Source organism: Paenibacillus sp. NRS-1760 (genome assembly GCF_050467785.1).
GTDB lineage: Bacteria > Bacillota > Bacilli > Paenibacillales > Paenibacillaceae > Pristimantibacillus.
Genome location: NZ_JBITPK010000021.1, coordinates 218725 through 237974 on the forward strand (window position 1 = coordinate 218725; position 19250 = coordinate 237974).

Here is a 19250-nt window from a genome sequence, read left to right on the forward strand (position 1 = left end):
TTTTTCATTATTTAGAAGATTGTGCCCAAATGCAATACAAACACTAGTTTAATGTTAAGCGATTTCATGTGCTTTCAACATTGACGTTTTTAACATTTGGACAGAAAAAAGACTAGATAAATCAATAGCTTGATTCATCTAGTCTTCGACTCCATTACATAGGTGTCTTATACTATAGGTATACATAAAATAGAAAGAGGTGCCCGATATGTGGAAACACTTTGTAACTATAGGTGATAGCTTTACGGAAGGTATTGGTGATGAAGTTGAGGAGACCCCATTAAAGAGCTGGGTCCATCACTTCGCCGAGCTGCATGAGCCCGCATTAAAATACACCAATTTGGCTAAACGTGGATTGATAACCAAAGAGATTCGTTTAAAGCAGCTGGAAGAGGCTCTAGCACTAGAGCCCGACTTAGTCAGCCTAATTGCAGGCGCTAATGATATTTTAAAAGGCCGCTGGAACTTCAATGAGTATAAGTCGGAAATGGAGCTCATGATAGATGCGTTAAGCAAGTCAGGTGCTGCTGTTATAATCGGAAATCTTCCCGACTTTACAGCTAGATTGCCTTTGCCTGATGAAAAAAAACGAGTAATAAAAGAACAGCTGCTACAAGCAAATGAAGTCGTTCGTTCACTTAGCAGCGAGTACAAATTAATGCTTATCGATTTCTGGAATCATCCAATGGCTGAAGACAATACCTTTTGGTCTAAGGATTTGATTCACCCCAACTCCATAGGATACAGAAAAATTGGTGAAATCATCTTTAATCGTTGCAAATAGCAAAAAGAGGCTGTCCCAAAAGCGTGCGTTTAGCTCGCTGAAGAGATAGCTCACTTTGAACGGAAATATTGGGAAATATGAAAAATAGCCGTCAGGAGAGCTATTCCTGTACGGCTATTTTTCTATTCAGGTCACTATTTGCTTGCTTCATCAGATTATGGGCAAGCGAAAGCCAGCCGACCTCTAGACTTACCTTAGGCAAGCCGCGAAGCAGAAAACGCCGAAATCCCCGGTTATTCTTGATTTGCCCGAATATACTTTCAGGTTCAATCATTCGTCTTACCGACAACGCATATCCTTACACTTTTTCTTTGTTTTGGTGTTATTTTGAGAAGCCACCAACAGCAATCTCCGCGATCAATGTTCAGCTATCCTGCACAATTGCAGGAACTTCGCCCATGTTTAGCTGTGTTGGAGATCTATGTTGTATTTATGGAATAACTTTCTATATGATCTGCCATTTTAGTAGTTTTAGAGCGCTTATGTTGTAGGAAATACAGTATAGCTACACGTAAGTATGAGAATGATTCCGCTATCCTGCGAATATGCAGGATAGAAAATAATGAAGAACAATGTAGAAGTGCATATTTGCCGAATTAGAATAGGGGATATCCCAGCAGGGTAAACCGGAGTGAGTGAATCCCATATTATGTGCAAAAGAACCTTCAAAACCACTACGAAAGTGAATCTGAAGGTTCTTTTTTGCCAGCATATTACGTGAAAAGTGGGGGCTGCATGATTCGGAAATTGCTTAAGGAACAGCCTCTTTTATGATTTAAATATACATGCTACTAAATCATTTTTCCGAAAGTTCAATTTCTTGCTTTGTTGCTTCGTCAGCTGGTTGGTCGTTTTTCACATATTCATCTTGGTCACTGCCCCAAACATAATCGTAATTCGTAATGTCTGGCTTGTAGTCTTTTTTCGGATTGTCTTTATTATTTTCCAAAACCATCACTCCTTTTTTGTTAGTATGCGTTCTCCCATTGAAAATTAATCCATTTGAATTCCGCTGCTTCATTTGCCGGTTATTTCGAAATGTTTAAATCTTATTAGGGAGTATGCTAAAATGTGATGTACAACAAAAAATGATAAACTAATCCCATTTACAATAAAGGAGTCGAACGATGTTTCATCCAGAACAATACGAAGGATCAAAGGAGCAAAAATACGATTTGGCCATACGGCAGCTTCAAGCTTTGCTGGAGGGTGAATCTGATGTAATTGCCAACCTGTCCAATGCATCGGCCTTGCTTAATCAATTTTTAGATCGTATTAATTGGGTTGGATTTTACGTGTATCGGGGAGAAGAACTAGTCCTAGGACCTTTTCAAGGATTACCCGCTTGCGTCCGCATTCCTCTACATCGGGGCGTTTGCGGGAAAGCTGCCAGCCAAAGAGTGACTGTGAGAGTTGGAAATGTGCATGAGTTTCCGGGACATATCGCCTGTGATGCCGCATCCCAATCCGAAATCGTTATTCCAATTATTATAAACGACGAGTTGTTCGGCGTTCTCGACATAGATAGCCCTGAGCTTAATCGTTTTGACGAGGTTGACCAGCTTTATTTGGAGAAGCTCGTTAAGCAACTGATCCAGCACTTGTAAAACATATTTCCTGTTTTACTAAGCGTGAAGGTCATATCCCAAAAAATAACGAGCCCTAGAATCGCTTCTAGTGGCTCGTTTTAGGTTGAGATAACATTGAATTTTAACAATCCTCTATTACAAATTTGTATAAGATAACTTGCATGCCTCAATAAGATCTGCCCGTTCATTCGTCCCCTCTACAAAAAAAGAATTCTCTTGGATAAGATCTATATAAAGCCTACCATTTAAGTGGTCCACCTCATGTTGTATGCATCTCGCCAGAAAACCCTCTGCTTCAATAACCAGCTCTTCACCTGATCTAGTTAACGTTTTCACTTTCACATGTTGTGACCTTTTAACTATGCCATAATATCCAGGTAGAGATAAACACCCTTCAGAGCCAACTTGTTCACCGCTTTGATAGACGATCTCCGGGTTAATCAGTTCAATTAGCCCATCGCCACAATCCATGACAATCAATCTTCTTAGAATGCCTATTTGAGGAGCAGCTAGACCAGCCCCATCATTCGAATCGTAGAGTGTTTCAGCCAAATCATCTAATAGCTTTAAAATTTTCGGAGTAATGCTTTCAATTGGCTTAGCTTTCTTTCGAAGAACAGGATCACCAAAAGGCAGAATTGCTTTTATAGCCACAAACTAAGCCTCCTTGACTTGTAAAGTTGGGGTATGTACCCATAGATCATTAGGTTTACATTCTAAAGCAGTACAAAGTGCATCTAGCGTTTCAGCCTTCATTTGCTTCGGTTTACCTGATATTAGAGCACTGATTGAAGGAGCAGAAAGGTTATAGTTAGCCTTATCCTCCAGCAGGCGAGCCAGCGCTGCACCCGTCCATATTCCTCGATCAGCCATCATTTTTCTGAGCATCCATTCAAGCAAGTTAAACACCCCTCGACACCGCATTAGGCAACAACTAAAATAATTAGGTACTGCCTAAATTTAGAGTATCATTAAATATAAATTTTCTCAACAAATTAGCTCACTCTTTTTGTTCAACGCTCTTGACTACATAAAACACAAAAAACCTCTATACCGTGTATCTTCACGCTAGAGAGGTTATATTTTAAAAAATCACTTTTCAATTGAAGATCATTGGAACTGGCCCCTAACGATTTGATCCTCTTTGAAGACGTTCTTGAAGATTGGCCCGCACAGATGGCCATTCCTCGGCAAGTATCGAATAATAAACTGTATCTCTAATACCCCCATCACTTGCAGGGACATGTGCCCTTCGAATACCTTCAAAAGCAGCACCTAACCGTAATATCGCTGAACGAGAACGTAAATTGCGAGCATCTGTTTTGAGCGAAACTCTAGTTGTCTTCCACGTTTCAAACGCATGGGTAAGCAGAAGAAGCTTAGACTGTGTATTAACTCCTGAACGAATAACTGATGCTGCATACCAAGTGCTGCCGATTTCGGCCACGGTTGGCGTTTTCTCATCCGAAGGCGATGGTCCACTCGCAACGCCTGGAGGCCATGGAGGCGGCCATGAGAAAACTTCTAAATCCAGAAATCTTGTGGTGCCAACAATCCGCTCTGTTTCAAGATGACGAACTACAAATGGCACTGCACGGCCTTTCTCGTAAGACATTAACGCACCCTCTATATATCGTTCGGTATCCACCCGCCCATTTGGCACATTGGTATACGTATAAAGTGACCGATCTTCCGAGGCGGCGGAGCAGAGAGCATCGACGTGGTCCATCGTCATTGGTTCGAGATGGACTAGATCCCCTCGAAGGGTGACGGGCGTTAGCATGGAATCACAACCTTTATATTTTGATCATTTGTCATTTGAAAATGAATTTGTGGAATTGCTTTAAATATATCGTAATGCTGTGGCTAGTCAAAGTGAATATTTCTTGCTTTAGATCATTCACTAATAACAAAAAAACTCCCCACAACCAAGCAATACTGTAGAGAGGTTTATTTTTAAGAGAGATACGTAATCTTGGAAGCAATTGATGTTCTTGGCTTAGCATTTGGAACTTCTGCTGGATAACCAATTCCAAATATACCAATAACATCGTAATCTTCCGGCACATCTAGAATGGTGCGGTTGTGAGCCAAAGCCCCTAGAGATGCCCAATACACACCAACACCAGCTTCATGAGCGGCTAATAAGAAGTTCTGTACAAAACAAGAGACAGCCATATCATTCTCATCGCGTTCAAATGAAGTCGAACCTGGTTTAGACAATACTCCAATAACGACAGGCGCTTTGCCAAAGTCCGTTTTATGATTTAATTTAGTTCTTGTATCTGGCCCAATAAACAAGAGCTCCCAAGGCTCGTTAAAGCGATGGTTAGGCGCATAGCTGGCAGTCTCAAGCCAAGAAATCAAATCAACTTCGGAAATGGGCTGAGAACGGAATGATTTAATACTTCTGCGGGTTCCTATTGCTTCAGTTACTGTCATTTTTCTCATCTTCTCCATTATTGTTATTGTCGCTTTCAGGAGCTGCTTCGCGAAGCTCAAACGAATGGATAAACTCCTGAATAATCGCATCCGTTGCTTTTAATTCACCACTTATAACTAGTTTGATGGCGTCGTATTCTGGCTGATTCAGTTGATGCAGTAAAGTAGAGCGCTTCGTTTGAAGTCTCTCAAGGAATGCAATCGCTCTGCCTCGGCGGAAGGTTTGAGCGCTTGAAGAACGCTCATGTTTGCTACCATCGTGTTCATGTCCCCGGTTTCTGTGTCCTCTGTGCTGATGATGCCCTATGAGTCCGTGTCTTCCCTCGTGCATCGTTATTCCACCTCGAGTTGTCAAGAAATTATTCATTATCTACAAATAAAAAGGTCTAACTCCATTCTTATTTAGAGAGATAAGACTCCAGCCTTGCCTTAACCGACGGCCATTCCTGATTTGTAATGCTGTACATTACTGTATCGCGAATATAGCCATCACTTAACACGCGATGGTTGCGCAGCACCCCTTCTCGAATGCCACCGATGCGCTCAATAGCTGCCTGTGACCTCGTATTACGAAGATCCGCTTTAAGCTGTACTCTGATCATGTTGTGATTCTCGAATGCTTCGCGCAGCAGCAAATATTTGCATTCGGTATTCACTCTTGTCCGCCAAACGCTGGGGTTCATCCAGGTATAGCCGATTTCCAAACCGCGATGCTCTGCTGAAATATCGAAAAATCGGGTACTCCCAACGATTTTATTCTGTACCTGATCCCATATAACAAAAGGAATGCAGGTTCCCGCCGCCTCTTCTTTTTTGGCTTGCCCAATATACTGCTCGGCGTCAGCTAACGAAGAAATCCCTTTCAAAGACACACCCCAAATCGGTGTGTCCTTTGCCGCTTCCAGCAGCATGCCAGCATGATGCTCCTCCAACAAGGTCAGCTTTGCGCGCGTTCCTTGCAATGTGTTTTTTTCTGTATTAATTACCGTGACCTCCGATTTTATATAAGAATAGTATCTCTGCTAAGGTATGGATTCCGTATTGCTTGTTTACTGAAAATGTGAGATTGTTGTCATTATATGATGCATATCGGATTAGTAATAGATCCATTTTCGATCCATTTCATTAGACCACTTTAGAAACGGCAGGTAAGCAAACATGACTATTTATTTAGCTTTAGAGCCGTATAAAGAACGTTACACCACCAAATATGAGATGTTGTACCATGCGCTGCGGGATGCTTTGTTGGAAGGCAAGCTTGTCCATGGGGATAAGCTTCCTTCAAGCCGGGAACTAGCGAGGATGTATGGATTTTCACGCGGTACAGTTTCGAATGTACTTGAAGCACTCGCAGCTGAAGGGTATGTGGCTCCCTTGACCGGCAGCGGAACATACGTTAGTTATCAGACAACGAACCTTTCTTTGCTCCCTTTTGCCAAGAGAGAAATACAATTGTCTGAATGGGGTGAGCGGATTGCAGGCATGGCAGTTCATGTCAGGGAAACAGATACCCACATTGATGGGGCGAATAGCCATCAGACATTAGTAAATGATGGTTCAGAGCATTCAAAATGTTCCGAGAAAATATCATTTCAACTAGGAATAACCGACATGAGCTCGTTTTCGAAGGAAGACTGGAATCGGTGCCTGTATGATGAAACAAGGAAAATGACAGAAAAAGCTAATATCGATGCACACAAGCCGCTTGGTGTGGAAACTTTGCGCGAAGCCATCGCTAAGCATCTTCAGCGCTATCGGGGTATTGTTGCTGATTCGGAGCAAATTGCGATCGTAAACGGATCGATGCAAGCAATTGCCTTGTTGACACAGCTTTTAGCAGGCTCTGGGGATGCCGTCGTAGCCGAAAGCCCCGGTTATTACGGGATTCGGAAAGCTGTGCTTGCTTCAGGAGCAATGTTGATTGAAGGTGAAGTTGACGATCAAGGACTAGTTCCGCAACCGTGGAATGCCAAGCTGCTTTTTGTTACACCGAATCGCCAATACCCAACGGGGGCTGTGTTGAACATGGAGCGAAGGCAGCAGCTGCTCCAATGGGCCGCTGAACAGAGTGCATTTATCGTCGAGGATGAATATGACAGTGAATTCCGCCACCGAGGCAAACCGATTGAGACGCTCAAAAGTTTGGAAACTTCAGCTGATCTCGTCATATACACAGGAACATTTTCCAAAACGATGATGACGGATATAAGGCTTGGTTTTGTTGTTCTGCCGAGAGTTTTAGTCGTGCCCTTTGCTAGAGCAAAGGCATTATATGAGCCGCATCCAAGCGCAATTCTTGAGCAGCGGGCACTCGCCTCATTCATGAACAGCGGGCTGTATGAACGGCATTTGAGACGAATGAAGCGAATATACAGCCACAAATTCACTCTTTTGCGCGACGCGTTGAAACGATTGACCATTCCGATTCGCTGGGTTGAGGGAGATGCAGGTTTGCATATTTTCGGTTGGTGGACAGGAGCACAAGAGGATTATGATGCTTTTGAGAAGGCTTGCCGGGAAGCAGGCGTCGAGTGGGTGAAAGATCGAACGAACCGTAATCGGATTGGCATAAGCCTCGGCTTTTCCCACCTCACAGACGATGATTTGACAGACGGAATAGAAAGAATGAGTGAAGCTTGGAAGCTTGTAGAATCAAAATTATAAATTCCAACAACCAACCCATTCTCACCGGACATAAGCTAAGCAGATTGATTCTTAAGCATGGATAATCTATTAAATCACACCCATCTATTAGAATAGTTCTCTATTCAATCCTATGATATAATTCAACCATTACAGTGTAAGGTTTCCATAATATGCAGGTTATCCCTCACATTCTCAGTACGAGACAAGGAGAGTGAACGTATGAGTACTTCTACGATTAAATTAATAACAGGCGCCAATGCTCCCCTTGGCGACGCGACCTCGGTGAAGGTTGCCATTTCCTGCAAGCATTCGCCAGCAGAGCTCGATGTCAGCTGCTTTATGGTAGGCTCTGACGGTAAAGTTTCATCCGATGATTATTTCGTATTTTACAACCAGCCTGCCGATCCTGGGCGCATCGTGCAATTCACTCCACAAGACAAATGGAATAGTGAATTCATCATTAATCTTTCAGCCCTCCAGTCATCGAAAATTCAAAAATGCGTATTTGCGATCACCCTTGATGGACCGGGAACGTTCGCAGATGTAAAGGGATGCCAAATCACAGCCGATACCTCGGTGAATAAAGTTGTATATGAAATAACAGAAGGAAATGCTGAAACCTCGCTAGTGCTCGCCGAGTTGTACCTGCATTCAAGCGGCTTTAAGCTTCGTGCAGTTGGCAAAGGTTTCCATGGTGGTTTGAAACCGCTCGCGGAAGCTCATGGCGTAAACGTTGCTGAGGAAGAAGATACAAGCAGTCCCCCATCCCCAACTGCTCCGACGATTCAAGCCGATCAGTCACGCTCAAAAGCTGTATCCGAAATCAAAGCTGCACGCTCAGGCGCAGCGAGCTCCTCGGCAAGTGCAGCGCCATCTAAAATTAATTTGAACAAAATTGATTTGTTGAAGCAAAAGGTGGCCATATCGCTTCGCAAAAAAAATATCGATCAGCAAAAAGCGCGGGTAGCTGTTATATTCGATGCCTCCGGCTCCATGTATGCTCTCTACGAAAAAGGCGTGGTGCAGCGAGCATTTGAGCGGGTACTTGCAGTAGCTGCAAGCATGGATGACGATGGCATGATGGATGTCTGGTTCTTTGCCTCGAAGAGTCAACGAATGAAGAGCGTAAACGAAAATGAATACGAAAATTATGTTAAAAATACATATCCGGCCCCTCGCCTATTTGGCGGCCTCGGGGCAGGTAATAATGAGCCTCTCGTTATGGCCGATATAATCAAGAAGTATACACAAGAAGAGCCTTCAAAAATGCCAACCTATATTGTCTTCTTCAGCGATGGCGGCATCTATGAAACGAAGAAAATTTCGAAGCTGCTTATTGATAGCTCCGGTCAAAATATATTTTGGCAATTTGTCGGCCTCGGTAATGCCGACTTCGGCGTGTTGCGCAAGCTCGATGATTTGAGGGGACGAGTACTCGATAACGCCGATTTTTTTGCGCTGGATGATTTGGACCAAGTTAGTGACGAGGATCTGTATGATCGACTATTCAATGAATACCCGCAGTGGCTGAAAGACGCTCGGGCCAAAGGTATCATCAGCCCGTAGCAAGCAGTATACAAGTCGAAAGTCATGAGCACCGTTCAGCAATGATCCGTGCTCATGGCTTTTTCACGTTTTGCGTTGTTAATTTTGCATATACAACAAAAAACACCATCACTTCTCCAATGATTATGTAATTGGGAAGTACAAGAAACAAATCCACTGTAAAAAAAGCGAGTAGCAGCCCTAAGAAAAGTGCTAAATGTGATATGCCCAGTCTTTGATGTTCATGTCTATACTTATGGAAAACTAATGAGGTTGAAAAAAAATAGAGCAATACAGATCCAAACATATAACCTAACATAAATAAATAATCTAATTGTTTCAAAAATAACAACTGAATCGAAGCAGCGATCATACACATCGATAAATAAATGAATAAATGTCCATAAATAATCGTTTGTCCTGCAGTCTCTATTGATTTGTTTACTTTCTTCTCGACGTTATCAAAATATTGCCACCACATAGCGATGATTAACACAAAAGTAATTAACGCAAATAAGATAGATTGCCACGTCCAGTTGCTGGACTGCAATACGGCTAGTATGCTGATTACGGATTCGCCAAGCAGAATAAGCGTAAACAGAGAGAAGCGTTCTAATAAATGATGAGTATTTACCGGGCTTTTCACTAAATATTTTCGACCGATTAAAGGCAGCAATATGTCTACAGCTATTCCTGCATACAAAACGGCATAACGTATCCACGAGTCAAAAAATAATGATGATGCAGATATGACCAAACCAATCCAAAAGCGACTCCCTAAATAATGAGCAGTGATCTTTTTATGTGCTTCTTCTTTCTTATGAACCGCTAAATATTGAATAGCCGTCATAGCTCTTAAACCAATATAGCCTATTAAAAATGAAACATAATATTGATCAAAATCAACCGATAAGCTAGCCGTCATTATTAATACAAAAAATAATTGTAGAATGAGAAATATTCTGTGGGATAAGACATCTTGTCCGAAGCGATTTACAAAAAGCGATTGTCCCACCCAAGCCCACCAAATTGGAACGAAGATTAGTACGAATTTCCCTAAGTATTCTACTGGAATGGAGCCATTCTCGACATGCAGCAAGACATGAGCTGCTTTTGAAACTGCCGCTACAAAAAGCAAATCATAAAACAATTCCAGCCAGGTAACCTTCTTTTCAGCAGATCCTTCTTTCTGTTGTAATCCTAGTACTTGTTTAATCATGGTTAGTGCTCCTTTTCTATTGGGGTGCTGAACCCCCGCTATCAATCTTTTTGAGTACTAACCCATCTTAGCGGATGTGGACGAATACGAATAGAGAAATCTGATTATTTTCTGATAGAACAAAAAAAAGAAGAGCAGGCTATCGCAGCTCCTGCTCTTATTATAAAACTATAAATGCTTTTCCATCGCTTCATCGCAGCGAAAGAAGCCATTTTTGGAGTAAAATTGCACACTATTGCTGCTCGGCCAAACCAAAAGGAACTCGACTTTATTTTCTTTTGACCAATGCTCCATGGCCAGTTGAATGTCGCTGCCGATTCCTTGATTTCTAAATGAAGGTCGCGTATATACGTTGGTCACGTATCCATAATAAGGGTCCGGGGATTTACCGGGTCTCGGTACTTTATGAATGAGTTGAAGATACATATGTGACACTATGCTTCCTGAATCTTCTGCTACCCAAATATACCAGTCTCCGCTTTTCATTGCTTTAACTAAGAATTCATAACAAGTTTGATGGAACTCCTCATAGTTTAGTGTACTATCGCTGTTCTCCTCTTCCGAGAACTCCCAGCGCATTCGAACAAGTTCATCGATATCTTCCAGGGTAGCAAGGCGTATAATGGACATGATTACCTCCCTATTTTTGAACTGCACAGATGCAGTTCTTCCACTACGCATCTCTGATAGCAAGATGACCATCTTAGGTTTTAGCGAGTCTTTTTATGATTCATTTTTTTGTTACTATGCTTCTATAATTTTTCGCTACCCTTGTTTCACGAGGTTCTCTGCAGTACGGAAAGCTAAAGCCATGATCGTCAACACCGGGTTAACACCGCCATTGGTCACGTGCACAGATCCGTCGCTCACCCAGAGATTGTCGTATCCATGTACACGACCTAAGGGATCAGTGACGGAAGTTGAAGGGTCATTGCCCATGCGAAGTGTACCTGCCTGATGCTGTCCTGCGCTAAGCCCGCCACCTGCCCGAGTTTGCCAAACTTCACTTGCCCCAGCAGCCCAAAGCCACTTCTCTGCTTGCTCTCCCAGCATGGCTGAAGCTCGCAGCGACTCAGGATGGACGCTACCCGAGAGCTGAGCAACAGGTATGCCAAAGCGATCCTTTATCGCATTTGATAGCCGTACTCGGGATTCCGCGCTCGGGATCTCTTGGATCGGCCCCTGAATTTGGCTGGTGCGCAAGAAGCTCTGCCGCATGGTTTCCTTGCCTGCGCTCCCCCATCGCGCCGCATTCGGGGCAAGCGCTCGATACCAGTGAATAATCGGCAACCGAGTGAACTCGTTAGCAAGCAACCCTCCCCCGATAATGCCCTCGTTACTATGGTCAAAGCGGAAAGTGGCAATGCTCACTCCCGGACCTAGACCGTCTTGAATCGGTTCATCAAAGAGGCCGTAAGCACCAGAGTAGACATGGCCTTGAAGGTTTCTTCCTACTTGTCCGCTCCGATTGCCGATTCCATCCGGTTCTGATTCCGTTGCCGAGTTGAGAAGGAGGCGTGCGCTTTCGATAGCTCCGGCGGCAACCACAACATGCCCCGCCCGTATTATCCGTCGCTGGATTGAGCCCTCCAATTGCTGCACGAGACGAACCCCGGTAGCATGTTTTCCACCCTCGGTGTCAATGCGCTCCACCGTGGTATCACAGATCAGGTCGCAGTTACCTGTTGCGAGTGCCCTCACTAACATCGTATTATGCCCGCCATTCTTGCTATTGGTCGGGCAGGCAAATCCAACACACTGTCCGCACCGGCCGCAAGCTGGCCGACCGTCCCTATCAACGGAGTTGATGAGCAGCGGCACCGGACCCGCTTCCCATCCCAACTTTTCTGCTGCTCTTGCTAGACGTTCTGCCTCCAGCGTACGTGACAGCGCTGGCATTGGATAATCCTGTCGTCGCTTCCCGCGTCCAGAATGGGCATTCCCATCACCAGAGACGCCAACTTCCCACTCTGCCCGCATGTAATACGGTTCAAGTTCTTCATAGCTAATCGGCCAATCGCTCAGCGAGCTCCCATCTGGTATTCCATAGCGACTCGCCATGCGGAAGTCATCTGGATGAAATCGCCATGCCTGCGCACCGTAAACCCGTGTCCCTCCACCCAGTGTCATTGCATTATTATGATAGTCCCCATCAATAGGCGACGTAATTCGCTCATCTCCGCCCGCCAATAGAATCGTACGAGGGTTGCCTTCCATTCCTGGTCCAGTGTTATGACCATATTTGCTAAAGCGATGGTTGCGCAAATGATCACTGCCTACCTGACTGTAACGAAGCCAGCTTCCACGCTCAATAACGAGAACTTGAAGCCCTGATTCAGCTAATACAGCCGCCGCAACCGAGCCGCCAGCGCCAGCACCTATGATGACCACATCATATTGGTCCCGAAGCTGATCGAAGTTTTTTTGCGGTAAATCTATTTCTGGGGCCGTGTCAATGTTTTCGGGGACAGTGCCCGGACGAAACCCGATCATTTCCCATGATCTGCCTTCACTATTCCCGCCCAGCTCCGGGCTTCCATAGTATCCTTCAACGACCAGACATAATAAAGTGTCAAAGAAACGTTTGGATGAAACAGGCCAGCCGCCAAAAGAATCATGCTCGACGTCGCGCAACAATCGATCCTTCTCATGAGGCGACAGTTCCGAAAATGGTTGGTTATGGAGAGCTAATGCCTCTGCTTCCAATGCACGAAGTCCTGGTTCTATTAGATCCGTCCAGGCAACGGTATCCTGAGCAGCAATACGTTTCAGGTATGCTATAACTCCTCCATCGGTCGCCGACGGCCATACATCTCCTGGAATCAGTTGATCTGCAACCGCTTCCAAAATTAAAAGAAGCTCGCTCGAAATATACTCTTGATCGTCAATCCTCATCGAACCTCCACCACCCATTGGCTTTTAACAGCAGCGTCTTGACTCATCCTCATGTACGCTCCTCCTTTATTTGCACAACGATACCTTAACAGCTTGCTTCACGCAGTCCCCAAGTTCTTATTAAATATAGCTTCATTTCCATATTATACTTTTCACCGAGTTGTTCAAGTGTTTTTCATTCTTAGTTCATTCCAAAATAGTAAACTACTAAAACAAAAAACCACCGTTTCTGAGAACAGTGGTTATAGGCTTAAGTTCGCAAATGCCCATAAACTAGAGCTTTTCTGGATGTTAAAACGCATATCAAGCATACGTACAAATGCCGCTTTGGTCGAAATAGTTAACTTAATGAGGTAGGATACGTTCTGTCAGACTGGATAAAACTAACCTCTTGCCTCTAAGCATGCTTAATTACAAGCATGTTTCCCGCATCAATGATAATCGGCGGTTCAAAATGAATCCTATCTTCTACGATGATATAAACCAAACTAGCATCGCCTAATTCGATTTGTTTAATCGTTTCGATTCTATCTTCGGGTAATCCAATCGATTTTACGACCAGCTTGCCGCCCAGTAATTGCAGCTGAGTCTGTGTCTCGCTTTGCTCGTAGACGCCCCAGCCCATGTCAAGCGACCATAACGTACGAAACTTATCCACATCCGGCTGAACAGGTTTGAATCCAATCATGCCTTCGACCATGTCATATTCGAAGCCGCTGAAGGCTTGCAGCAAGGAGTAACTGGCCATAGATCTCGCGTAGTTGCTGCCGCATTCGATCTCGTTCCACGGATTGCGTTTCTCGCCGTCGTAACGCTCCCGAATCGCTTGAACGATGGAAACCCCCTCATCGATGAAACTCTCTTGAATCATGTGCGCAGCCGCTTGGTATTCGAAGCCGGTCATCGTCTCCGAGTTATAAGTCAGCGGAATCGCCGGCTTATGTCGGCCCTCTGGCCAAGTGCAGATCACGAGTCCGCCCTCGTCGTTAAGAGAGTACAAGCGCCAAGTATTCGCTTCCCGCCTCATGCTGGATTTGAAATTATACCGATACAACGACTTCAAAGCTGTACGCATCTGTTCCTTATCGAAAATTTCGCCCAAACCGCATAAATTAGCGTGCCATTGTGCAATGACTTGGTCAATGACGCAGCCTTCCCCAATCTGGTATTTGATTTCCCCTCGTTCATTGTTCCAATACGTGCTGACGGTATCCGTGTCGAATTTATCGAGCAGCGATTTATCCGATAAATCGACTTGTTGCACGTAGTACTCGCCATTGAACAGATGCTCGTCGATCCATCGTTTCCCCGATTGAAACAGGCTGTCAAATTCGTCAGCAGTTTCACTCTCACCCAAGAATGCCGCCATCTCCGCTCCCGCTTTAAGGGCCGCTAAGTAAAATCCGCTCAGCCAAGAATTCGGTCCGTATAGCTCCATGTCAAGAGTGTGATGCTGCCTGCCCGACAATACGCCCGTTTTATCTGGATCCCATTTGTCCTCGTTAGTATCGGCCCAAGCGTACGTAATGCTTTGCTTGATTTCTGGCCAGACGGACGTAAGCCACTCTGTATTGCCCGATATTTTCCAATCTCGATATGCTTTAATAACGCCGCCGAATTGTCCATCCGCGCAAGCACGGGAATCCATCCGCTCGCGTCCGAGCGGGAGCATTAACCGGAATGACATTCTCCCGTCTTCGCGTTTGTTGTATTTAAAATCTAAATCCCGCATGCTGCGCTCTAAGCGTGGGAACAGGAAGGGCAGAGCATAAGCATAATTCCATACATGCGTACAGGAACCTTCGCAACAGCCAGTATCTTCGATGCTGCCTTCGAATCCATAGAAGGAACCGTCGGTTAGACGTAGTGTTGTAGCCGATTTGACCACGGATAAATTTGCAGACACCGCATCCTTGATAACATCTGGTACCGTCGATGAGAACAACGCATCTTTGAACCTAACGGTCTCGCTGTAAAGACGATCCCAATGGTCAAACGCATATTTCGCGCATGCGCTGGAATCCTCAAACAGCGTCGCATAATAATTTTTCCAGCTGTTAGAGCCTAACGGATTGGGATTCCAATAGTTCTCCACGTTTGGAAAGTTCCAACTGATCGTGAATCGAATCTTTTTCTTCTCTCCGGGCTTCAGCTCAATATGAGCGGCAAGTGATGCCGTGTCTTTGCGTACCAAAGGCGGCTCAGTCACGGGATACTGACGATTTTGCAAATGTCCTTGCTGCGTGAAATCATGCCTGAACATCTCGAGATTGTCGCACCAGCCGCCGCGATACCAGAATTCTTGGTAGCTGACATCTGGTGCATCAGTTGACAGTGTGATATCGCCGAACTGATCGTGCGCATCGTCATGCTGGTCAGAGCTTAGCTTAATCATGTGTATGCATTCGCCTTCGGTGCCTTCCATCATGCTGTATCGGTGATTTACCTTTTCCGTCGGAATAGGGTTGCCAGCCGAGAGGCATAACGTGTATGCAATCGTTTCATGATTTGTATTTTCAACTTCCCACTCAAAAAAAGCCGCGGGAAGACTCGAGTCATCCTCTTTGAGCGGTATGAACGGATTAAAGGCCACTAATTCGATTCGCCCGGGGAAATCGATTTCCGCGAATGACATGCCTGCCAACGGGAATTCCCCCCTGAATTCCACTTCCCGAAAATGCGGCATACCCGCCATTGTCTGGCTTTCAGGTCCGAATCCGTATCCGCTATGCAGCGGAGCACCGCGAAGATGCTCGCCGACGTATGGCGCTTGTAAATCGCCGTTCAACACCCGCGCATCCAGCACTTTTCCCTCCCGCTCCGCCTTTATTGCGAAGTGGCTAAAACCGTTGAAACTCTTCTTGTTTGGACGGTTGAATATTTCCCAGTCCACCAACCGGCCATTGCCTGCAAGACCGATGCTTCCGCTGCCGATTCCTCCAAGCGGAAAACTTATTTCCCTCATTTTAGTACCCTTATACGCCTTTTTCATGCTTATACCCTCCCTTAAGATCATGGTATACTTGAACAACAATCTACCTTCATCTTAATGGAATATAAGCTATATTCCTGTATATATAAGATCTATTTTTTATGTATAAAACGATTATTTTATCATGAAAGAGGCAGATTACGATGAAATTAGAGGACTACACCATCGCTCCCTATGTTCGCGAATCAGATTATGCGATCCGTCCGCCCTTTTTCCTTGGCGAGCGCAATTTGCTGGATTATATCATTTTTTACGTGCAGGAGGGTTCATTCGAAATCGAGGTCAACGGTAAAATTCATCTCCTGAATGCAGGAGATCTTTGTTTGCTTCAGCCCGGGGACGTACATACAATCAAAGGCATTACCGATACGATCAATCCTTACGTGCATCTGGATTTCTTTTATAATCCAGAGAAGGATAAGAGCTTTATCACGCGACCAGGACAATTGGACATGTCCCCCTACTCCACCTATTCACAACCTAGATTGCATAAATGCGATTCCTTGCTCATTCCATTTAAACTAGAAACTCCGCACTCCGTTAGGCTGCGTGACCTCGTCTTCAAAATCATAGAATGCTGGCAATCACAAACCTATCTAGGCATCATGGAAGCCAATCAGCTGGCTTATGAATTTCTGAGCGTGATTTTCAAAAGTTATATGAAGCCACAAGCTGCCTCGTCATCTCGTCGTCCTTTCTTGAACTGGATTACGTCCTATTTAGCGTTTCGCATCTCAGAACCTATCAATGTTAGCGATATGGCCAAAAGAGCAGACCTTTCTCCCTCTCGATTCACAGTACTATTCAAGAAACAATTCAATATGACACCTTATCAATACTTACTAAACTTGCGTATCCAGCATGCTCAGGAGCTGTTGAAGGAAGGCATGTCCCTGCAGCAGACAAGTGAATATTGCGGTTTCACTGACGTTCATCACTTATCCAAAACTTTCAAGTCCATAACTGGGGTCAATCCCGGTTATTTCAAAAGAAACTATGATCAGGAACGACGTCACTAACTACATTAGCCGCCCGTCCGTACTTTTAAATTGAACCTTTATCCGGTTTTACACCAATAAATACTGGCAAGCTTTTAACCAGCTGGCCTTCCCCAATCTCTCTCGGAAAAAATGCAATGAATAGATCGAATTTGCCCACCCGTTTTCCTGTAAACGAAAGCTGAAACGAATAGCCATTTTGATTAAAACTGTCCATCCACTTACGCATGAGGCCTAGCTTAGCAGCTGTCTCTGGATTCATCATCTGTATATACCCATCGGGAAAGGACATTTCTGGATATTCATAGCGGTATCCCTTAATTTGCAATCGTTGCTCCATTCCCGGCTGTTTTACTTCGAACTCATACGGCTGCGGGTCACTGTTCCATTCACGCCGCGTATGGGATTGGTTCGACGTGCATATCAGAATCCCCGGTCCTGGTTCAATTAACTTCTCTTCAAGAGCCGTCCCCCAAAGCAGCACATCAAGTCCAGTAAAGGCTTGCCCTTGATTAATTAGGCCGAATAAAACCTTTGACGAAATGCCAACATCCCCTGCTGCGAAGGAGTTCCAGCTTGAGAATGCCAGTTTGGGTGCATTGATTTCTTCAAAATGATCCGTGAAGCGGATCTTGCTGCGCAAATGAAGTACCTTCGTATGTTGGTTAAAATCTGAATCCGTCTCATAACCCCGCATTGCCGCTTCAACCGGAATATCCAGCAGCTCCGCTGCCAGCGCCAGCGCGTCTTCAGCAAAGACCCTTTCTTTCTCCCAAATCGCCTTTAGTTAAGGGAGCGGTCGGCCGATTCAGCATTGCCTGTTTCCTCATATTCGTCCCCTACCAGCCTATTTCTTACGGCAAGCACCAGCTCTTCGAGCAACTTTGCGCTATCTTGCACACCGGTGAAAACCTGGATATTTGAAAGAAATGTACCCATTATCCACACTCCTAACTTATTTTATCAAGCCCATTCACGTAATTATCCATTTATTTTAACACATATTGGAATTAAGCTTTGTGTTCATTCTTAAGGTTCTGTAAAACAGAATGATCGAATCTAACGTTTGTTGACTATAGTATCAAGTTTGTTATCTAGAAGCATCAAATCCTCCTATTATACAATGAGCTTAACAAGTGCAACACATCCGAGAAGACACCGAAAGGAGTAAAAGGCATGAAATCGACAGTTGAACTTCAAGATAAAAGAAAGCGCTTACGAATTCGTTGGCACAAGCAGGATACGGAACTCACCCTATTGGCATTGCCTACAACGATATGGTACATCCTGTTTTGTTTCTTACCTATGTTCGGGATCATTATTGCCTTCAAAAACTTCAAAATTAGCGGCGGGTTTTTGAGCAATGTATTTAATAGTCCTTGGGTAGGCTTCAAAAACTTTGAGTTCTTATTCAAGTCAAATGACGCTTGGATCATTATTCGAAACACCATTGGATACAACATTATTTTTATCGTTCTAGGTATTGTGTTGCCCGTTCTCTTCGCTATTATGATCGGGCTGCTCCACAGCCGCAAAGCAAGCAAAGTCTATCAAACGATGATGTTCCTCCCTTATTTCTTATCTTGGGTTGTCGTATCTGCTGTAGGCTGGGCGTTCCTAAGCTTTGATAAAGGGATTCTTAATCAATTGCTCGTCAACATGGGCGGCGATCCTGTTAACTGGTACATGGAGCCGGCTTACTGGCCGTACATTCTAATTCTCTTAAATGTATGGAAAGGCTTAGGTTATGGCATGGTCATTTATCTGGCAACCATCACAAGCCTTGACAGCACGTACTATGAAGCCGCTGTAATTGATGGCGCTTCCATTTGGCAGCAAACACGTTTTATTACATTGCCGATGCTCAAACTCGTTATCGTCATGCTGTTCATTCTGGCAGTTGGACGTATCTTCTACACCGATTTCGGATTGTTCTTTCAGGTCACGCGAGATTCCAATTCATTGTTTAACGTGTCTACCACCATCGATGTCATGGTGTATAAACAACTGAAATCCGCTACCTTAGGGATGGCCGCTGCTGCCGCATTCGTACAGTCCGTTCTGGGTTGTGCAACTATTCTAATCGCTAATTGGATTGTTCGCAAAATCGATCCTGATAGCGCGATGATGTAAGGAGGTA

At 44.5% G+C, this 19250-nt stretch carries 19 protein-coding genes and 1 pseudogene; 6 read left to right on the forward strand and 14 right to left on the reverse strand.

The annotated features are described in order from the left end of the window. Positions 1-208 precede the first annotated feature (208 nt). Positions 209-784 (forward strand): SGNH/GDSL hydrolase family protein, encoded by a 576-nt coding sequence (locus tag ACIFSR_RS29125; RefSeq protein ID WP_430061907.1) that lies wholly within the window; start codon positions 209-211, stop codon positions 782-784. A gap of 100 nt (positions 785-884) precedes the next feature. Here the strand turns inward: ACIFSR_RS29125 and ACIFSR_RS29130 are convergent. Next, a pseudogene (locus ACIFSR_RS29130) lies at positions 885-1082 on the reverse strand (transposase); the annotation flags it as partial. Between the two features lie 498 nt (positions 1083-1580). Further along, positions 1581-1733, reverse strand: coding sequence for a hypothetical protein (locus tag ACIFSR_RS29135; protein ID WP_339208423.1), 153 nt, complete (start codon positions 1731-1733; stop codon positions 1581-1583). A 178-nt stretch (positions 1734-1911) separates the two neighbouring features. Between ACIFSR_RS29135 and ACIFSR_RS29140 the strand changes: the two genes are divergently transcribed. Beyond that, the gene (locus tag ACIFSR_RS29140) at positions 1912-2391 is read left to right on the forward strand and encodes a GAF domain-containing protein (RefSeq protein WP_339208422.1); all 480 of its coding nucleotides are present in this window, start codon (positions 1912-1914) and stop codon (positions 2389-2391) included. A gap of 117 nt (positions 2392-2508) precedes the next feature. On the opposite strand, the gene def is transcribed toward ACIFSR_RS29140, so the two are convergent. The 6 genes from def to ACIFSR_RS29170 form a co-directional block, all read right to left on the reverse strand. Then, complete coding sequence (gene def / locus ACIFSR_RS29145) at positions 2509-3027, reverse strand: peptide deformylase (protein WP_430061911.1); 519 nt, start codon at positions 3025-3027, stop codon at positions 2509-2511. A gap of 3 nt (positions 3028-3030) precedes the next feature. Further along, complete coding sequence (locus tag ACIFSR_RS29150) at positions 3031-3273, reverse strand: helix-turn-helix domain-containing protein (RefSeq protein ID WP_076270562.1); 243 nt, start codon at positions 3271-3273, stop codon at positions 3031-3033. Between the two features lie 226 nt (positions 3274-3499). After that, complete coding sequence (locus ACIFSR_RS29155; protein WP_430061914.1) at positions 3500-4156, reverse strand: GNAT family N-acetyltransferase; 657 nt, start codon at positions 4154-4156, stop codon at positions 3500-3502. Positions 4157-4329: 173 nt separating this feature from the next. Then, positions 4330-4815, reverse strand: coding sequence for a nitroreductase family protein (locus tag ACIFSR_RS29160; protein ID WP_430061917.1), 486 nt, complete (start codon positions 4813-4815; stop codon positions 4330-4332). Further along, entirely contained in the window at positions 4802-5146 is a 345-nt protein-coding gene (locus ACIFSR_RS29165) for a hypothetical protein (RefSeq protein ID WP_339208414.1), read from the reverse strand. The genes ACIFSR_RS29160 and ACIFSR_RS29165 overlap by 14 nt, the downstream gene beginning before the upstream one ends. 67 nt (positions 5147-5213) lie before the next feature. After that, entirely contained in the window at positions 5214-5777 is a 564-nt protein-coding gene (locus ACIFSR_RS29170; protein WP_430061920.1) for a GNAT family N-acetyltransferase, read from the reverse strand. A gap of 196 nt (positions 5778-5973) precedes the next feature. On the opposite strand from ACIFSR_RS29170, the gene ACIFSR_RS29175 reads away from it, so the two are divergent. Together ACIFSR_RS29175 and ACIFSR_RS29180 are read left to right on the forward strand one after the other, a co-directional pair. Then, on the forward strand, positions 5974-7479 hold the full coding sequence (locus ACIFSR_RS29175) for a PLP-dependent aminotransferase family protein (protein WP_430061922.1): 1506 nt from the start codon (positions 5974-5976) through the stop codon (positions 7477-7479). A gap of 201 nt (positions 7480-7680) precedes the next feature. Next, entirely contained in the window at positions 7681-9027 is a 1347-nt protein-coding gene (locus tag ACIFSR_RS29180; RefSeq protein WP_430061925.1) for a vWA domain-containing protein, read from the forward strand. Positions 9028-9079: 52 nt separating this feature from the next. On the opposite strand, the gene ACIFSR_RS29185 is transcribed toward ACIFSR_RS29180, so the two are convergent. The 4 genes from ACIFSR_RS29185 to ACIFSR_RS29200 form a co-directional block, all read right to left on the reverse strand. After that, positions 9080-10225, reverse strand: coding sequence for a low temperature requirement protein A (locus ACIFSR_RS29185; RefSeq protein ID WP_339208409.1), 1146 nt, complete (start codon positions 10223-10225; stop codon positions 9080-9082). Positions 10226-10393: 168 nt separating this feature from the next. Continuing rightward, positions 10394-10855 (reverse strand): GNAT family N-acetyltransferase, encoded by a 462-nt coding sequence (locus ACIFSR_RS29190; RefSeq protein WP_339208408.1) that lies wholly within the window; start codon positions 10853-10855, stop codon positions 10394-10396. 135 nt (positions 10856-10990) lie between these two features. Further along, the gene (locus ACIFSR_RS29195) at positions 10991-13120 is read right to left on the reverse strand and encodes a GMC family oxidoreductase (protein ID WP_430061929.1); all 2130 of its coding nucleotides are present in this window, start codon (positions 13118-13120) and stop codon (positions 10991-10993) included. 397 nt (positions 13121-13517) lie between these two features. After that, the gene (locus tag ACIFSR_RS29200; RefSeq protein WP_430061932.1) at positions 13518-16112 is read right to left on the reverse strand and encodes a GH116 family glycosyl-hydrolase; all 2595 of its coding nucleotides are present in this window, start codon (positions 16110-16112) and stop codon (positions 13518-13520) included. A gap of 143 nt (positions 16113-16255) precedes the next feature. Here ACIFSR_RS29200 and ACIFSR_RS29205 point away from each other — a divergent pair, with 143 nt between their 5' ends. Further along, positions 16256-17131, forward strand: coding sequence for an AraC family transcriptional regulator (locus tag ACIFSR_RS29205; protein WP_430061935.1), 876 nt, complete (start codon positions 16256-16258; stop codon positions 17129-17131). 25 nt (positions 17132-17156) lie between these two features. Here the strand turns inward: ACIFSR_RS29205 and ACIFSR_RS29210 are convergent, their stop codons facing one another. Continuing rightward, positions 17157-17807 (reverse strand): hypothetical protein, encoded by a 651-nt coding sequence (locus ACIFSR_RS29210; RefSeq protein ID WP_339208401.1) that lies wholly within the window; start codon positions 17805-17807, stop codon positions 17157-17159. An 86-nt stretch (positions 17808-17893) separates the two neighbouring features. Continuing rightward, positions 17894-18049 (reverse strand): hypothetical protein, encoded by a 156-nt coding sequence (locus ACIFSR_RS29215; RefSeq protein ID WP_339208399.1) that lies wholly within the window; start codon positions 18047-18049, stop codon positions 17894-17896. A gap of 237 nt (positions 18050-18286) precedes the next feature. Here ACIFSR_RS29215 and ACIFSR_RS29220 point away from each other — a divergent pair, with 237 nt between their 5' ends. Then, positions 18287-19243: an ABC transporter permease gene (locus ACIFSR_RS29220; protein WP_339208398.1), complete on the forward strand. Its 957-nt coding sequence runs from the start codon at positions 18287-18289 to the stop codon at positions 19241-19243. Positions 19244-19250 lie beyond the last annotated feature (7 nt).